This is a genomic window from Rhizobium sp. CFBP 8762 (genome assembly GCF_014841565.1).
Taxonomy (GTDB): domain Bacteria; phylum Pseudomonadota; class Alphaproteobacteria; order Rhizobiales; family Rhizobiaceae; genus CFBP-8762.
The window spans coordinates 65,181-83,325 of record NZ_JACYUD010000001.1; the positions used below are offsets into that span (position 1 = coordinate 65,181).

General features: G+C 56.5%; 12 protein-coding genes and 2 tRNA genes. 2 read left to right on the plus strand and 12 right to left on the minus strand.

Annotated elements, in window-relative coordinates; genetic code table 11:
• Positions 1-71 precede the first annotated feature (71 nt).
• From nuoI to IFT84_RS00340, 10 genes are all read right to left on the minus strand, one after another.
• Positions 72-563 (minus strand): NADH-quinone oxidoreductase subunit NuoI, encoded by a 492-nt coding sequence (gene nuoI / locus IFT84_RS00295; RefSeq protein WP_192116658.1) that lies wholly within the window; start codon positions 561-563, stop codon positions 72-74.
• Positions 564-621: 58 nt separating this feature from the next.
• The gene (gene nuoH / locus IFT84_RS00300; protein WP_192116659.1) at positions 622-1,665 is read right to left on the minus strand and encodes an NADH-quinone oxidoreductase subunit NuoH; all 1,044 of its coding nucleotides are present in this window, start codon (positions 1,663-1,665) and stop codon (positions 622-624) included.
• A gap of 19 nt (positions 1,666-1,684) precedes the next feature.
• The gene (gene nuoG / locus IFT84_RS00305; RefSeq protein WP_192116660.1) at positions 1,685-3,763 is read right to left on the minus strand and encodes an NADH-quinone oxidoreductase subunit NuoG; all 2,079 of its coding nucleotides are present in this window, start codon (positions 3,761-3,763) and stop codon (positions 1,685-1,687) included.
• Positions 3,764-3,853: 90 nt separating this feature from the next.
• Positions 3,854-5,158, minus strand: a complete 1,305-nt coding sequence (gene nuoF, locus IFT84_RS00310; protein WP_192116661.1) for an NADH-quinone oxidoreductase subunit NuoF — start codon at positions 5,156-5,158, stop codon at positions 3,854-3,856.
• A gap of 10 nt (positions 5,159-5,168) precedes the next feature.
• Complete coding sequence (gene nuoE / locus IFT84_RS00315; protein WP_192116662.1) at positions 5,169-6,134, minus strand: NADH-quinone oxidoreductase subunit NuoE; 966 nt, start codon at positions 6,132-6,134, stop codon at positions 5,169-5,171.
• A 121-nt stretch (positions 6,135-6,255) separates the two neighbouring features.
• Complete coding sequence (locus IFT84_RS00320; protein WP_192116663.1) at positions 6,256-7,446, minus strand: NADH-quinone oxidoreductase subunit D; 1,191 nt, start codon at positions 7,444-7,446, stop codon at positions 6,256-6,258.
• Positions 7,447-7,498: 52 nt separating this feature from the next.
• Positions 7,499-8,104: an NADH-quinone oxidoreductase subunit C gene (locus IFT84_RS00325; protein ID WP_192116664.1), complete on the minus strand. Its 606-nt coding sequence runs from the start codon at positions 8,102-8,104 to the stop codon at positions 7,499-7,501.
• Between the two features lie 14 nt (positions 8,105-8,118).
• Positions 8,119-8,700: a NuoB/complex I 20 kDa subunit family protein gene (locus IFT84_RS00330; protein WP_192116665.1), complete on the minus strand. Its 582-nt coding sequence runs from the start codon at positions 8,698-8,700 to the stop codon at positions 8,119-8,121.
• Positions 8,691-9,056, minus strand: a complete 366-nt coding sequence (locus tag IFT84_RS00335; RefSeq protein WP_192116666.1) for an NADH-quinone oxidoreductase subunit A — start codon at positions 9,054-9,056, stop codon at positions 8,691-8,693. The genes IFT84_RS00330 and IFT84_RS00335 overlap by 10 nt, the downstream gene beginning before the upstream one ends.
• Before the next feature lie 494 nt (positions 9,057-9,550).
• Positions 9,551-9,627: transfer RNA gene (locus IFT84_RS00340), tRNA-Asp, on the minus strand.
• 563 nt (positions 9,628-10,190) lie between these two features.
• Here IFT84_RS00340 and IFT84_RS00345 point away from each other — a divergent pair.
• Positions 10,191-10,266 (plus strand) — tRNA-Val (locus IFT84_RS00345).
• Between the two features lie 171 nt (positions 10,267-10,437).
• Entirely contained in the window at positions 10,438-13,338 is a 2,901-nt protein-coding gene (locus IFT84_RS00350; RefSeq protein ID WP_197975401.1) for a hybrid sensor histidine kinase/response regulator, read from the plus strand.
• A gap of 12 nt (positions 13,339-13,350) precedes the next feature.
• Here IFT84_RS00350 and IFT84_RS00355 read toward each other — a convergent pair whose 3' ends face one another.
• Positions 13,351-16,812, minus strand: coding sequence for an AAA family ATPase (locus tag IFT84_RS00355; protein WP_192116667.1), 3,462 nt, complete (start codon positions 16,810-16,812; stop codon positions 13,351-13,353).
• On the minus strand, positions 16,812-18,095 hold the full coding sequence (locus tag IFT84_RS00360) for a metallophosphoesterase family protein (RefSeq protein WP_192116668.1): 1,284 nt from the start codon (positions 18,093-18,095) through the stop codon (positions 16,812-16,814). Before IFT84_RS00360 ends, IFT84_RS00355 begins: the two co-directional genes overlap by 1 nt.
• Positions 18,096-18,145: the final 50 nt, after the last annotated feature.

Sequence of the window (18,145 nt, forward strand, 5' to 3'; positions counted from 1 at the left end):
TTTCGTCTTCGTAAAGGAAAGGCTGCTGCCCGTTCCTAAGGCCGGACTGAAGTCAGCCCGTCCATTGCAGATCAGCGGTAGGGTGAATCAACCGCAATGTTACGGGCAATTTCGCGCTCCCAGCGGTCGCCGTTTTCCAACAAGCGCGCCTTGTCATAATACAGTTCTTCGCGGGTCTCGGTCGCAAACTCGAAGTTCGGTCCCTCGACAATTGCATCAACCGGGCAAGCTTCCTGACAGAAGCCGCAATAGATGCACTTCACCATATCGATATCGTACCGTACCGTGCGGCGCGTACCGTCGTTGCGCCGTGGACCGGCCTCAATCGTGATGGCCTGGGCGGGACAGATCGCTTCGCACAGTTTGCAGGCGATGCAGCGCTCTTCGCCATTGGGATAGCGACGCAGAGCATGTTCTCCACGGAAACGCGGAGAGACCGGGCCCTTTTCAAACGGATAGTTCAACGTCGCCTTTGGCTTAAAGAAATAGCGCATCGACAAGAAGAACGCCGCAACAAATTCCTTCAGGAAGAGCGAACCGACAGCCTGTGAAAGACTTGCCATCTCTAATCTCCAAACTTGCCGGAACGACCGGCGCATACAACGAACATGTGCGTGTGCATCATGCCCAACCTGTCAACTTCAGCGTAAACGCGACGATGACAACCATGGCCAGCGAGATTGGAAGGAAAACCTTCCAGCCCAAGCGCATGAGCTGATCGTATCGATACCGCGGCACGAACGCTTTGACCATGGCGAACATAAAGAAGACGAACGATGCCTTGAGCAGGAACCAGATGATTCCCGGCACCCAGTTCAGGAACCACACGTCCAGAGGCGGCAACCAGCCTCCAAGGAACAGAATGGTGGTCAGGCAGCACATCAATACGATTGCGGCATACTCGCCCAACATGAACATCATATAGGGCGTGGACCCGTACTCGACCATGAAGCCGGCGACGAGTTCCGATTCAGCCTCCGGCAAGTCGAAGGGAGGACGGTTGGTTTCAGCCAAGGCAGAAATGAAGAAGACGATGAACATCGGGAACAGCGACAGCCAATGCCAATCCAGGAAGGACGCGGGCAAGCCAAGGCGTGTTCCGAGACCGTCATGTTGTGCATTGACGATATCGGTCAGGTTCAGTGAACCTACGCACAGTAGGACCGTTACAATCACAAAGCCGATGGAAACTTCGTAGGACACCATCTGCGCTGCCGAACGCAGCGCGCCCAGAAACGGATATTTGGAGTTTGACGCCCAGCCGCCCATGATGATCCCGTAGACTTCCAGAGAAGAAATCGCGAAGACATACAGAATACCGACATTGATATTGGCGATGACCCAGTTGTTGTTCAGCGGGATAACGGCCCACACAGCCAGCGACAGCACCACCGACACCAGTGGCGCCAGCAGGAAGATACCCTTGTTGGCACCGGCCGGAATGACAGGCTCCTTGAAGACAAACTTCAACAGGTCGGCAAACGACTGGAACAAACCAAAGGGCCCAACAACGTTGGGACCACGGCGCAACTGTACCGCTGCCCAGATCTTGCGGTCAGCCAGCAGGAAATACGCAATGAACAACAGCAGCGCCACCAACAGCAGCAGCGATTGGCCCACCATGATCAGCGTTGGCAGAACATAAGTCGAAAAGAACGAGTCCATACTGTCTAATTCCTCGTGCTTACTCAGCCGCAGCTTTAAAGTTGTTGCGGGCCAGTGCCGAACATTCGGCCATGACGGCGGAAGCACGCGCTATCGGGTTCGTCAAATAGAAGTCTTTCACCGCAGACGCAAACAGCGATTTGGTCAGGTCACCACCTTTTTGCGCAACGGCGGTCAGGTCTGCCGGGCTACCCGGCTGAATATGGTCGATATCGGCAAAGTGCGGGTGTGCCTGGTATAGCTTGGCGCGCAATTCACCGAGCGAATCAAATGGCAGCTTCTTGCCGAGAACGTCGGACAAGGCGCGCAAAATGGCCCAGTCTTCCTTGGCTTCTCCCGGCGCAAATCCGGCGCGGTTGCCCTGCTGAACACGACCCTCGGTATTGACCCATGTGCCCGACTTTTCGGTATAGGTCGCACCTGGTAGAATAACGTCAGCATTCTGCGCGCCTTCATCCCCGTGCGAACCAATGTAGACAGTGAATGCCGTGCGGCCCGAGAAATCCATCTCATCAGCACCGAGCAGGAACAGCACGTCCGTGCCGGTCAACATGTCCGCTGCTTTGACGCCGCCCTCCCCCGGTACCATGCCGAGATCAAGACCGCCGACGCGGGACGCTGCAGTGTGCAGCACGGCAAAGCCGTTCCATTCATTTGACACTGCACCAACCGATTGCGCCAGTTTGGCCACGAGCGACAGAACCGAAGAACCGTTGTTGCCCATCAACGCGCCTTGGCCAAGGATGATCATCGGACGCTCAGCCTTGGACAGAGTTTCGAAGAACGACCCATTGCCAGCGACCAGATCCGTCAGGGAATCTGTGCCGGCACCCAGATATTCATACTTATAGCGCAGTTCGGTGTTCTCGCCGATCACACCGATCGGGAAGCCACCCATGCGGAAACGCTTGCGAATGCGGGCGTTGAGAACGGATGCTTCGAAGCGCGGGTTAGAGCCGACGATGAGCAATGCATCAGCGGACTCTATACCTTCAATGGTCGGGTTGAAGATGTAGCTTGCACGGCCCAATGCAGGATCAAGTGCTACCCCGTCCTGACGACAATCCACATTTTTCGAGCCAAGAGACGCCATCAGTTCGGACAGCGCATACATTTCCTCGACAGACGCCATGTCACCGGCAATCGCGCCGATCCGACTACCGGATGTCTGCGAAACAGCGGTGCAAATAGTTGCGAAAGCTTCGGCCCAGCTTGCAGGCTTCAATCGGCCATTCTGCTTGACATAGGGGCGGTCCAGACGCTGTGTCTTCAACCCGTCCCAGATGAAGCGGGTCTTGTCGGAAATCCACTCTTCATTGATCTCTTCATTGACGCGCGGCATAATGCGCATCACTTCGCGGCCACGCGTGTCAACGCGGATTGCCGAACCGAGTGCATCCATAACGTCGATGGATTCAGTCTTGCCCAGTTCCCAAGGCCGCGCCTGGAAAGAGTAAGGCTTGGACGTCAACGCGCCCACGGGGCACAGATCAACCACGTTGCCCTGCAACTCGGATGTCATGGCCTGTTCGAGATAAGTCGTGATTTCCGCGTCTTCGCCACGGCCAATGAGCCCGAGTTCCGCAATGCCCGCCACTTCGGTTGTGAAGCGAACGCACCGCGTGCAGTGAATGCAACGGTTCATAATGGTCTTGACGAGCGGACCGATATATTTGTCTTCGACCGCGCGCTTGTTTTCACGATAGCGCGAACTGTCGATGCCGAAGGCCATCGCCTGGTCCTGCAAATCGCACTCGCCACCCTGATCGCAGATGGGGCAGTCCAGCGGGTGGTTGATCAGCAGGAATTCCATCACGCCTTCGCGGGCCTTCTTGACCATAGGCGTGGTGGTGAACACTTCGGGAGCTTCGCCATTCGGGCCGGGGCGCAGATCGCGCACACCCATGGCGCAGGATGCGGCGGGCTTCGGCGGTCCACCCTTGACCTCGATCAGACACATACGGCAGTTGCCGGCGACGGAAAGCCGCTCGTGAAAACAAAAGCGCGGAACCTCAGCGCCCGCCTCTTCACATGCCTGAAGCAGTGTGAAGTGGTCTGGAACCTCAACTTCTTTGCCGTCAACTTTCAGCTTTGCCATTTTAGCACTTCGCCCTGTTTGCTGCCGCAAGCCCAATGGCTGCCAGCATTCCGTACCTGCATGGTTTTGCCCCCGGAAGGGCCAAACGCTTTATTCTGCCGCTTCAAGCACGACGCCATCGGACATGGCGTTGCGCGTATATTCATCGATCCGCTTTTCCATTTCAGGACGGAAGTTGCGGATCAGCCCCTGAACCGGCCAAGCCGCCGCGTCACCCAGCGCGCAGATCGTGTGACCCTCGATCTGCTTCGTCACGTCAAACAGCATATCGATTTCGCGCTTCTGTGCGTTGCCCTTAGCCATACGCTCCATAACGCGCCACATCCAGCCCGTGCCTTCACGGCAGGGTGTGCACTGGCCGCAACTCTCATGCTTGAAGAACTGCGACAGACGCGCGATGGCCTTAATGATATCGGTCGAACGATCCATGACGATCACCGCAGCCGTACCGAATGACGATTTAACCTCGCGCAGACCATCGAAATCCATCTGGCAGTCGATGATGTTTTCCGCCGTCACGACCGGGCAGGATGCACCGCCGGGAATGACCGCCAGCAGATTGTCCCAGCCACCGCGAATACCACCGGCATGCTTTTCGATCAGTTCACGGAAGGGGATGCCCATGCTTTCTTCAACCGTGCACGGACGGTTGACATGACCGGAAATCATGAACAGCTTCGTGCCGACATTGTTGGGCCGACCGATCGCCGAAAACCAGCCTGCACCACGACGCAGGATGGTCGGCGCAACGGCAATGGACTCCACATTGTTGACCGTTGTCGGGCAACCATAGAGGCCCATATTGGCCGGGAACGGCGGCTTCAGACGCGGCTGTCCCTTTTTGCCTTCAAGGCTTTCCAGCAGAGCCGTTTCTTCGCCGCAGATGTAAGCACCCGCGCCATGGTGGACAAAAATGTCCATGTCCCAGCCGCACTTGTTGTTAACACCCAGAAGGCCGTTGTCGTAGCATTCATCTATCGCAGCTTGCAGCGCTTCACGCTCGCGCATGTACTCGCCGCGCACGTAGATATACGCTGTGTGTGCGCCCATCGCGAAGCCCGCAATCACGCAGCCTTCGATCAGCGTGTGCGGATCGTGACGCATAATATCACGGTCCTTGCACGTGCCAGGCTCCGATTCGTCGGCATTCACCACAAGATAATGCGGACGCCCGTCGCTTTCCTTCGGCATGAAAGACCATTTGAGGCCAGTCGGGAAGCCAGCGCCGCCGCGGCCGCGTAGGCCCGACGCCTTCATCTCATTGATGATCCAGTCACGGCCTTTTTCAACAATCTGTTTGGTGCCATCCCAGTGTCCACGGCTCATGGCGCCTTTCAGCGATTTGTCCTTGGTGCCGTAGATGTTGGTAAAGATGCGATCTTCATCCTTAAGCATGGTTCACCTCTCAGAGCTTCTTGCCATCGGAATTATCTCCCGAGGCTTGAGCGGATGTCTTTCCCTCAACAGCACCCTTCTCAGCGGGCGCGCCCTCGATGTTGCTGCCAACCGGCTTGACATCGGGGTCTTTGGCATCCTTCGTTCCCGACAGGGGATTGGCAGAGGCCTTCGCATTTTCAGCCGCTTCCGGCTTGGCCGTAACCGGTGTCTTCACGCTTGCGTCCGTTTCGGGCGCATTGTCCTTTGCGCGCGCCGCGTTGGCGGGCGGTACGCTGGTGCCAGCACCCTCGCCGTCACCTTCCCCGGCACCTTCGCTCGGTGATGGTGCTTCCGGCTCGGTCACCTGATTGCGGTAGCGATAATCCGGTGATGTCAACGCCACCGGACCGCCTTCAGGCGCTGAATAGATACGGTCGATTTGCGGCCCTGGTTTAATGTCAGCACCGCGTCCAGCTTCGAAACTATCGATAATATGCTCGAACTGCTCAACCGACAGGTCTTCGTAGGAGTCTTTGAAGATCATGACCATGGGCGCGTTCACACACGCCCCCTGACATTCCACTTCTTCCCAGGACAATGTCTCGGCGGAGTTCAGCGCGAAGGGTTCCGGATGAATGCGCTTCTTGCAGATCTTGATCAGCTCTTCCGAACCGCGCAACATGCATGGCGTGGTGCCGCACACCTGGATATGGGCGTATTTGCCCACGGGCTTGAGCTGGAACTGGGTATAGAAGGTCGCAACTTCCAGAACGCGAATATAGGCCATATCCAGCATATCGGCGATGGATTCGATGGCAGCCTTGGTGACCCATCCATCCTGCTCCTGCGCACGCATCAGCAGCGGAATCACTGCAGACTGCTGGCGGCCAGCCGGATATTTGCGGATGGTCTTTTCAGCCCAAACAGCATTTTCCTGAGAAAAGACAAAGCTTGCGGGCTGAACTTGCTCTTCGGCCAATCGACGAACGGACATTCTCTAGCGCCTTATCAGTTTACCGACCCACGCATCGATGTTGCCAGAACATCGGTCGCGCAGGCATTTTGGTCATCTTGGAAGGATACAGCAATTTCTTGAGCGATACTTGAACAAGCGATCATCGATCCACCTCGCCAAACACGATATCGAGCGAACCAAGCACCGCCGATACGTCTGCCAACTGGTGCCCGCGACAGATGAAATCCATCGCTTGAAGATGCGCATAACCCGGTGCCTTGATCTTGCATCGATAGGGCTTGTTCGTGCCATCTGACACCAGATACACGCCAAACTCGCCCTTCGGTGCCTCAACGGCGGCATATACCTCACCGGCGGGAACGTGATACCCTTCGGTATACAGCTTGAAGTGGTGAATGAGCGCTTCCATGGACCGCTTCATCTCACCGCGCTTGGGCGGTACGACCTTACCGTCCAGCGATGACACGGGACCGGTCTTGGCATCCCCAAGAAGACGATCCACGCACTGTTTCATGATCTTGGCCGATTCCCGCATCTCAATCATTCGAATGAGATAGCGGTCATAACAGTCGCCGTTTTTACCGATCGGAATATCGAATTCGAGGTCCGAATAGCATTCGTAAGGCTGCGAGCGGCGCAAATCCCATGCGGCGCCCGAACCACGCACCATCACGCCAGAAAAGCCCCAGGCCCACGCATCGTCCAGCGAGACTACGCCGATATCGACGTTGCGCTGCTTGAAAATCCGGTTTCCGGTCAGCAGTTCATCAATGTCATCAACAGTCTTCAGGAACGGTTCGACCCAGTTGCCGATGTCCTCTACCAACTGATGCGGCAGGTCCTGATGCACACCGCCGGGGCGGACATAGGCAGCGTGCATGCGCGCGCCACAGGCCCGCTCATAGAACACCATCAGCTTTTCGCGCTCCTCAAAGCCCCAGAGCGGCGGTGTCAATGCACCAACGTCCATGGCCTGAGTTGTCACGTTCAGCAGGTGAGACAGGATACGTCCGATTTCAGAATAAAGAACACGGATCAACTGGCCACGAATAGGCACTTCAATGCCTGCAAGCTTTTCGACGCCGAGGGAATAGGCGTGCTCCTGATTCATCGGAGCCACATAATCGAGGCGGTCAAAATACGGCAATGCCTGAAGATAGGTCTTGGCTTCAATCAGCTTTTCAGTGCCGCGATGCAGCAGGCCGATATGCGGATCGACGCGCTCGACGATTTCCCCGTCCAGTTCCAGAACGAGACGCAGAACGCCGTGCGCAGCCGGATGCTGCGGGCCGAAGTTGATATTGAAATTGCGAACGTTATGCTCGTTCATACCCGTTGCTCCACAGGTGCCGCAGCCTTGCCTGAAAGTCGTGTCGTCACTGTCATTTCAAGTTCGCCTTCTCATCGCCTGGCAGAACGTAATCCGTTCCCTCCCATGGCGACAGAAAATCGAAATTGCGGAATTCCTGACGCAGCGCGACGGGCTCGTAGATCACCCGCTTCGATTCATCATCGTAGCGAACCTCGACATAGCCGGTCATCGGGAAATCCTTGCGCAGCGGATGTCCTTCGAAACCGTAATCGGTGAGAATCCGGCGCAAGTCGGGATGGCCGGTGAACAGGATGCCATACATATCGTAGGCTTCGCGCTCAAACCAATCCGCTCCGGGGAAAACCGAGGTGGCCGAAGGCACCGTCTGGTTGACACCAACACTCAGTTTCACGCGGATACGCTGGTTCTGGCGCGGGGACATCAGGTGATAGACCACATCGAAGCGATCTTCACGCTGTGGCCAGTCGACACCGCAAATATCGGTAAAGTTGATAAACCCGCACTGCACATCGTCCCGCAGGAATGTCAGCAGCGCTACGATGTTGGCAGGTGTCGTCTTCAGCGTCAGTTCATCGTAGGCAATCGCCCATTCACTGACCAGCTCTCCGCGAACGTCGCTGATGTAACCAGCCAGTTCTTTCAAGGCTTCACTCATCGGTTCCCCCTCGCCTACCGTTCAATCGTGCCGGTGCGGCGTATTTTTTTCTGCAGCAGAAGCACTCCATAAAGAAGAGCCTCTGCCGTGGGGGGACAGCCCGGCACATAGATATCAACCGGCACAACCCGGTCACAGCCACGAACCACGGAATAGGAGTAGTGATAGTACCCACCACCATTCGCACAGGAACCCATCGAAATAACGTAACGCGGCTCTGGCATCTGGTCATAAACCTTACGCAAAGCCGGTGCCATCTTATTGGTCAGCGTGCCCGCCACAATCATGACGTCCGACTGGCGCGGGGACGCACGCGGCGCAAAACCGAAGCGCTCGGCATCGTAACGCGGCATGGACATCTGCATCATCTCAACCGCGCAACAGGCAAGACCAAATGTCATCCACATCAAAGAGCCGGTACGAGCCCATGTAATCAGCTCATCGGTGGATGTAACGAGAAAGCCCTTGTCGGCAAGCTCATTATTGATCTCGCCGAAGAAAGCGTCGTTGCTGCCGATTGGCTTGCCCGTGCCTGGGTCAATGATGCCCTTGGGCTGAGGAGCGACAAGGGGCGTATCCATTTGTGCTATTCCCATTCCAGCGCTCCTTTTCTCCATTCATAGATAAACCCGATCAAAAGGACGCCCAGAAACGCCATCATAGACCAAAGTCCGAACCAACCAATATCCTTGAATGCGACAGCCCATGGAAACAGGAAGGCGACTTCCAAATCGAAAATGATGAAAAGAATGGACACCAGATAGAACCGGATATCAAATTTCATACGCGCATCATCAAACGCGTTGAAGCCGCACTCATAAGCGGAAAGCTTCTCGGAGTCCGGCGCCTTGAATGCAACGGCAAAGGGGGCAATCAACAGCGCGATTCCGATGACCAGCGCTATGCCGATGAAGATCGCGATTGGAATATAGGAACCAAGTAGCTCAGTCATTCAAATCCATCCCTGCCTGCGCGGGAGCGCCTGAGTCCACTCGAGGCAAACGCCTTGGCAAGCCGAAAAACCATGTTGCAACGCAAGAGTGGTTATCGCAGGCAACCTGTCGGCGCAAGCTCTGCCCGCAGGTTTTAACCGCGTTTCCTATAGATGGTGTGTGATGTGTTTAACATCCAGCAACAAGCTTGGGAAATCACTGCTAAAACCCTCGATCCGACGCCCATATCGCTAGGACAAAACGTCGCAACCGCAATTCACTCTGGCTTATAAGCGACACACATAGGCCCGGCCCACTCAGAAAGCAATTATAAAGAGCCTGCCGATTGTCAATTTGGCGCTTTTTAAAAGCTTCCCAAAACGCTCAATTTTCGCCGTTCGCACGTGCCAAAAGACCAAATGACAGCCTCAGCCACGCACAGCACACTGTACGCAACGAAAACTGTTTTGGATTATCTTTAATGTCACAACACCTTTACCTTTTCAGGCAAAAGTGGCGCGAGTGACGGGGCTCGAACCCGCGACCTCCGGCGTGACAGGCCGGCACTCTAACCAACTGAGCTACACCCGCGCATTTTAGTGGAAGCCGGCTAGGCCGTCTTCCGTCCCGAACCGGCGTTGCGCCGTTCGATGAGCGGCTAACTAAGGGGTAAAAACGGGAGTGTCAAGCGAGCCCAAACCAAAATATCCGAGATTTTTCAATTTCTTTTGAACACGAATTCAGAAAGCCCGGAAATGTCGGGTTTGTTCATATAACCCCTGTTTCGATTTTGCGGGCCGCTATGACCGCGCCTATATTCGAGACCGGCTGACCTCCCTGCCCCGGCAGTTTTAACAGAATCAACGACGACCCGTTCGGGTTTTACACACTCAATCGAGACCTACGTTAAACCGAAGCATCTCGTATCTTATGAACGTTGATGACTGTGAGCCTGGGCAACCTGCCAGGTTAAATAAGTGTGGGCGAGAAAGACGACTCATCAGACCCCTCCACTCAAGCATCAACAAAGCCGTATATACAAAGGCGGAAATTGCGGGCTTTGTGGGTAACCCGTCAAAAAAATTCACGAAAACAGCAAATTACCTCTTGCGGTTTTTTTCAAGCCCGCATACATCACGGCCACCAACAACGGGGGGCGATTAGCTCAGTTGGTAGAGCGCTTCGTTTACACCGAAGATGTCGGCGGTTCGAGTCCGTCATCGCCCACCATTTTTGCTGAAAGCCGCCGCAAGGCGGCTTTTGCGTTTTCGCAATTTGTTTCTTGGAATGCCGCATTTTCGAATCGAGCGCTCTTGTCGGCACCTGTATTAGCTTTTATCTGTTTTGCGACTTTGTAAGGCGGACCATGTTCGCCACTGGCGAATCTGATTGGAGCCTTTCTTGCTGCGCGCCCCTGAACTGTTAAATCTGGACGCCTCTGCACTTTTCAATGCCTCTCCCAACCCATACCTCGTGCTCGATACCAGTTATACCATTCTCGGCATGAACGAGGCCTATCTGGATGTTACGCAGCGCCGACGCGATGACATAACGGGCCAGCATTTGTTCGACGTATTTCCCAGCGATCCGCAGTCCGATAGCGGCAGGATGCTTCGCACGTCACTTCAAAAGGTCGTCGAAACGGAGCGGCGAGACGTTCTGCCGCTCATACCCTATCCGGTCGAAACCGCCGATGGTGTCATGGAAGACCGCTATTGGAGCGCAACGCATACGCCGTTGTTCGATAGCGATGGCAAGCTCTGTCATATCCTCCAGCATACGGTCGATGTTACCGAACTGCACCGTCTTCGCACCCATGCCTCCATATCCATGCAGGCAGAAGCCGATGTCATGAAGCGTGCCATTGCCGTGCAGATGGAAAATATGGTGCTTGGCGCGGAGCGCAATGATCTGCGGACGGTGTTTGAACAGGCGCTTAGCTTCATGGCGGTTCTGAACGGCGCGGATCACGCGGTAGCGATTGCCAACACCGCGTTCAAATCGCTGGTGGGACAAGATGCGGTCATGGGCATGCCGTTTGCCCGTTTGCTGCCAGAAGCAAACGGACACGACCTGATTCATGCACTGGATGATGTCTTTCGGACTGCCCGGTCTTCAGCGCGTAAATCTCTCAAGATTGTCGTTCCCGCGCAGCCCGGCGGCGAGCCGGTTGAGCGCCATATCGATGTCGTCCTGCAACCGCTTCTCGACGAATCCGGCGAAACGAAAGGGATTTTCGTTCAGGGCAATGACTTGACCGAGCAGAAGAATGCCGAGCGCGCGGCGATAGATAGTGAGGGCCGGTTCCGTCTGCTGGCGCAATCCATACCCAATCACACCTGGATTGCCTCGCGCGATGGCGCATTGGAGTGGGTTAACGACCAGACATACGCCTATACCGGGTCTCGCCCGGGTTCTATCAACAGCGGTTACTGGAAAAGCCTGATTCACCCCGGTGATTTGAACAACACCCTGCAAAGCTGGCAGGAATCAGTCGAGTCCGGCAGCGACCTCCAGATGGAAGCCCGTATCCGGCGGTACGATGGCATCTATCGCTGGCATCTGATCCGCGCAACGGCCCTGTTTGACGAGAGCGGACAGGTTCGCCGCTGGGTTGGCACCAATACTGACATTGAAGACCGCAAGAATGTCGAGAGTTCTCTGACGGCTGTCAACTCGACGCTGGAAGAGCGTGTGGCCGAGCGGACGCAGCAACTGATTGAAACGCAGGAAGCCCTGCGACATAGCCAGAAAATGGAAGCCATCGGCAATATTGCTGGCGGAATCGCCCATGACTTCAACAATCTGCTTCAGGTTGTGGGCGGAAATCTCCAGCTTTTGTTAAAGGATGTTGCGGGTCGGGACAGAGAAGAGCAGCGCATTCGCAATGCATTGCAGGGCGTGACGCGGGGCGCGAAGCTGGCATCGCAGCTTCTGGCATTCGGGCGGCGGCAGCCGCTTGAACCCAAAGTCGTCAATATCGGGCGTCTGGTCCGCAATATGGACGATATGCTGCGCCGCACCATCGGCGAAGCCATCGAAATTGAAACCGTCATAGCCGGTGGTTTGTGGAACACCCTGATTGATCCCGGCAATCTGGAAAATGCCCTGCTGAATTTGGTGATCAATTCGCGCGATGCGATGGAGAATCACGGCAAGCTGACCATAGAAGCCGGTAATACCTATCTGGACGACACCTATTCCCGCACCCACCATGAGGTGACACCGGGACAATATGTCATGCTGGCGGTAAGTGATACCGGTAGCGGCATTCCCCCCGAATTGCTGGAGGCGGTCTTTGATCCGTTCTTCTCGACAAAGCCGGAGGGAAAAGGAACGGGCCTTGGTTTGTCCATGGTCTACGGCTTCGTCAAACAGTCCGGTGGGCATATCAAAATTTACAGCGAGGTTGGTAGCGGTACGACAATCAAGCTGTATGTGCCACGTTCGCTGGAAACAGAAGACCTCGTTTCCGAAACCGAGACCGGGCCCGCCACGGGGGGCAATGAAACCATTCTGGTTGCGGAGGATGATGATGCCGTTCGCGAGACAACTGTGGCCCTGCTGACGGACCTTGGCTATCGGGTTTTGAAGGCCCGTGATGCTCAAAGTGCTCTGAATATTATCGAAAGTGGCCTGGCAATCGATCTGCTGTTCACAGATGTGATCATGCCAGGCACGTTGAAGAGTCCGGAGCTGGCACGCAAGGCAAAGGCTCGTCTTCCGAACATCGGTGTTCTGTTTACCTCCGGCTACACGGAAAACTCCATTGTGCACGGTGGGCGGCTGGACGCGGGCGTCAACCTCTTGAGCAAGCCATACACACGGGAAGCTTTGGCACGAAAGATTCGCCATGTTCTGCATGCGACGGCCATGGAGACCGTGGAGGCACCGGCCGAAGCGTCGCCCGATACGCCTGCGCCAACCCTCCAGCAAGAGGCTGCCCGTCGCCGTATTCTGGTGTGCGAGGATGAACCGCTCATCCTGATCAACACCGTCGATATGCTGGAAGAGATGGGGTTTGAGGTTCTCGAAGCAAGCAGCGGCTCGGCAGCGCTCACCCTGCTCAAGACCGAGGTGGTGGATATCCTGATATCGGACGTGGGCTTGCCGGATATGTCGGGCGTGGAACTGACCCGCACCGCACTTACCTTAAAGCGCGATCTGGCAGTGATTTTTGCCACGGGGCACCGGGCCGTTTCGGGTGCCGAGGACCTCACGCAGGCGGCTCTTCTGGTCAAGCCATTCGACATGGCCAGCCTGAAAGCCGCCATCAGCCAGGCGGTCACTGCCGTTTCCTGATAGGCCAGTACGTTATAACTGGTGAATAGTGACAGAGGGGCAAGCGGCACGCGCTATATCGCACAGATGCTGGTGGTGGGTCAGGTAAATGACCTGGCCCACCTGCGCCATATCTCCCATCAGTTCAAAGGCCCGGTGCGAGCGGCTATCATCGAAGGTTTCCATAATATCGTCCGCGATAAACGGCAGCGGCTCGCGCGTGGTTGCAATCTCGTGATAACCGGCCATGCGCAATGCCAGATACAGCTGAAACCGCGTTCCCTTGGATAGATCGCGTGCCAGCTTGGAGGCACCATTGGCAGCGTTGGCAATCAGCAATTCCTGATTCTTTTCGGTCTGTGTCGACAGTCCGGAATAGTCGCCGCCGCTGATCCTGCTGAACGCATCCGAGGCGCGACGCATCATCATGCTGCGGTGCTTCTCGCGGTACAGTCGCAACGCTTGCTCCGCCGCCAAAATGCCTGCCCGCGTGGCGAGATGTGCCAGTGTCTTTTCCTGAATCTCCAGCAGTATTGTCTGCCGCTGCTCGTCCAGCACTGCGACGGCATCGCTCCCGCCGATAGCATTCAGAGTTTCTGCCGCCTTCATATGGTTTGCATGCAGCGTCTGAACCTCGTGATCCACGTCTTCCAGACGCGATTCGATGTCCATCAAGGCAGAGTTGAGCGACTCGGCAGTCAGATCCGCCAATTTATCCTTGGCCTGCGATACGCTTGACACGCCAAGCCGCGTGCAGAGATCGTCAGTAGCCTCGGTCAGTTTGGCAGCAACACGGGCCCGTGCAGCCAAGGCCTCCAACCGTTGCGCGGCTTCGCCCAAGGTATCGCACGCGAAAAACTCTAAAATCTCCTGTTTTTGTGCAAGCTGAACGGCCTGCTCACGCAACAACGCCGCATGGGCAGCCCGCAGAGTGTCCAGTTCCGTGGCCAAACGATGGCGTTCAGCGTCCGCCTTTCGCGCCTCTGCCAACCGATGTCCGATTGCTGCGTAGTCGGTCAGCAGATCGTCGCTCACCCCTTGCTGCAACACAGCATTGATGTCCGCTATCGCAGTGTGAAATGCTGCCTGATCACGCTGCATTCCGGCAATCCGGTATTCCAGGCTTGCTTGTGCCTGCAGCGTTTTGTCCAGTTCCTGCACGTCACTGAGAATTCTGGATATGGCAACTGGCGAAAGCGTATCTGCTATTGCCTCCAGCCAGCATGATCTCAACGTGGATGTCCAGCGCTCCCGCCAGTCATCAAGCGCTGCTTTTGCGGCTATCGTCTCGGCCTCACGGCTTTTCAGCGTTTTCTCAGCGGCTCGCAACGATTCGTGCGCGGCAGCGCGTGCGCCACGCGATTCGGCACATGCACGCAGAAGCGAATCAGCGCGGCTCGCCAGCATCTGGGGATCGATGTCCGCGATCGGCGTCTCATCGTTCAGGCAGCGCGCCAGCCGTTGGATGTGATTGTCCTGCTGCGCCCGCAGTTCGGCAAATTCGCTTTCCATTTGATGCAGGGTCTGGACTTGAACCAGAGTCGTCTCACGAAGAGCGAGGAAATTCTCCACTTGCGTCCACGTCGCATCGTCCGGCAGGGACAGCATGGTGGCAAGGTTCGCCAAGCGGTCCTGCAAGCCCTGCCATTCGGCCTGCAACTCTGTGCAATGGCCACGCATGACCGCAAGCTTTGCATCCGCCTCGGCAATATCAAGCATAAGCGACCGCATGTCCGCCAGACGTTCGGACAATGACAGCCGGCGCGCAGCCAGACGATCATCCAGTACCAGAGCCGCTTCGAACCGTTCCGCCGACTCAATACTCAGTTCAGAACGATGAACAGCCCAGGCCTCGTCCCGTTGGTGGCGCGTCAGGCGCGCGCTGTCGTCGTCGATATCATCTCCCAAAGCGCGAAGTTGCTCCAGACGTGAGGCTGCCCCGGCGCGATTTACCGTCAAGTCATTGATCTCAGCCGTCAGCGTGCGAAGTCGCTCGGCACACACCGCATCGGATTGTTTCCAGACCGCGACATCGGCGACATGGGGCACGGCCAGATACTGCAATGCGTCGATGCTTAAGGGGGAACGCAAGCCGGTAACGCTCGCATTCAACTGCAACCGCGCCTGTGTACAACGGCTCGAAGCCGCACTTAGCCGAGCGCGAATATCGCCGTCACGATACGCATTCAGGCATTCGCGTAACGTATCTTCGTCGACAGCAGTCTCGCTCAACGTGCCCAAACGCTCAAGATCAAGCTGCGCTTCGGCCAGACTCACACGTGCGCGTTCCGCCTCGGTCTGTGCTGCATTCAACCGCGTCTCGAGGCCGGAGTGCTGCTGGGCCAGGTCCTGTATCTGGACCGAGACTGCTGTTGGCAGAATCAAAGCCTGCGGTTCGGAATCATCCGGGCGGCCAAGCGCTGTCAACTGAAACCCGATGGCGTGCTCAAGACGCTTTTGCTCATCGAGACGTGACGGCATATCGCGAAGCGCGGTCCGGTAGCGCGCCTCGATATCCCTCTCGATCAGCGCATCCAGAGCCGATTGCACCTGCAAAATCGCGGGGTCCAGTTCTAGTCCTTCCAGCAATCGACCATGATCTTCGATCTGCGTTTCCAGATTGGTTCGTTGAACGTCGAGGCGGGTCTCGCGGTTGATCAGGTCCGGCACAAGCCCGTGCCAGCCGGGCGGCGGGTTTGGCCCAGCATCCATGTCCTCCAGTTCCAGTTGGAGTTTTGTCAACCGTGCCAACAAGGGCAGGCTGTCACGGCTCTGACGCAACTGGTCGCGTTCGATCCGCAGCGCATTGCGCGCTTTGGACGCCTGATCATACGCCGCCAACGCGTCATCGCGGCTTTTCACAAGCGCCCCGTAATCGCGCGCTTGAACGTCGATCAGTCTCCTTTGCTTTTTCAGGGCTTCCAGTTCCGCCTTCAAATCGTTCAGTTCAAATTTCCGGGCCTGAGGCTTGTAGAAGGCATCCGCTTCCGTTTTGAGCGTCGCCAGAATCGCGCTGGCATTCGAAAGACCGGAACTTGCGGCAAACAGCATGGAGCCCAGTTCCCCCTCGCTTTTTAGAATCGCCTCACCGCCCTGCTCGATACTGTCATCATCAAGGGAAAACATGTTTTGATACGTATTGCGATCCACCGAGCCCAACGGTGCCGACAGGTAATGATCGGGCAAAGCGTGCTCGTCGCCGTCCAGCAGTGTATTGTGCGTCCGTTTCACGCGCACCAGGCGATGCGTCTTGCCGCCAAACTCCAGCGTACCGCCCACCCGCATCAGCGGATAGGGGTGAAGGAACCCATAGGGGCTGAGGCGTTCAATACCGAAAAGCAAATCCAGAAATGCCGAAAACAGCGTGGATTTTCCGGCCTCGTTCGGTCCGTAAATCAAATGAAAATCCGCGGCGCCATCTGTTTTGTTGCCGAACTCCAGCGTCCGGTCGGTGAATTTTCCATAACGGATGAGATCGAGACGTTTAAGACGCATCAGTCATGCGCCTCCGGCAACACAGGGTTCAGCCGTGAAAGCACCTGTTTTCCACCCATCTCGATCAGCATGGCTATCAGTTGCGCTTCCTCCTCCTCATTGGCCGCCAGTCCGTCCCTGGCCTCCGGTGGCAAATGGCGCAGCACATCCTGCAACAGGGTTTCCACCTCGCGGCGATAGCCCGCAGCCTCCGTCACATCGCGGTCTATCAAACCGGCCAGTTCCTCGATGGGGTCCGGGCCGTTGTTAACACGACCTTCTGTCAGCGCTTCTGTTTCACAGGCGACTTGAACCGCCTCAATCCAGCAATGGCCCAAAGCTTGCGCTATGGCGCTCACCTCCCCCATCAGCAAAGCGTGGTCCCGACGCAACCGCCATGACAGCGACGTGCGCCCGACGAGAATCAGACGGAGAATCAGGTGATCACAAACACACTCAGCCCGTGCGGACTGAATGTGCTTCTGCAACAGGGTAACCAGATCAGACCATGTGTCGAGACCGCTGCAATCCACCGTGCACCGTTCAAACACGGCCACCGAAATCACCCGCTCCTCGTGCGTCCAAGTTCCGTCACTATGAACGGTAACGAGCGTGACCGACTTTGGGCCTGCCTCATTGATATCCCTGCCCTGCGGCATGCCGGGCATGACAACCAGCGGCACATCGCTGTGGATCTGGCGATGATGAATATGGCCGAGCGCCCAGTAGTCAAAGCCGTGGCTAGTCAGATTGGCGACAGAGACCGGGGCATACAAATCATGTCCGGCACCTCCGGCCACACTGGTGTGCATGATGCCCAGATTGACCGCACCCGGTACGGGTTGCGCGTAGCCGGGAAGCAGGCTTTGGGGCGCATGTGGCTCGTTGAAACTCAGTCCGTGAACATAGACCTCTCGCCCACTCGGCGTGATCTTCGCCAAAAACGGTTTGGCCTTGCCAGTAAACACATATGTGTTGGGCGGCAGGGTCAATTCTCTTGTAATGCGAGACTGCGCATCGTGGTTGCCACGAACGATGAAGACCTGAATGCCCGCGTCCTCAAGACGGCGCAGCTGCGCCACCAAAAACAGGGCTGTGCTCATCGAGGTCTGCGCGCCATCGTAAAGATCGCCGGCGATCAGCAGAGCATCGACTGCTTCCTCAATGCAGAGATCGACAATGCGAACCAGCGCCTGCCGGGTTGCACCCCGCACCAGCTCGGACAAATCGGGGTTTTTCAACGCAAGGCTTTTGAGCGGAGAATCGAGATGGAGATCTGCGGTATGGATAAAACGGAATGACATTATATGACCATGTCGTGCCACAGCCATGTGGTCAAGTTACACGATAACGC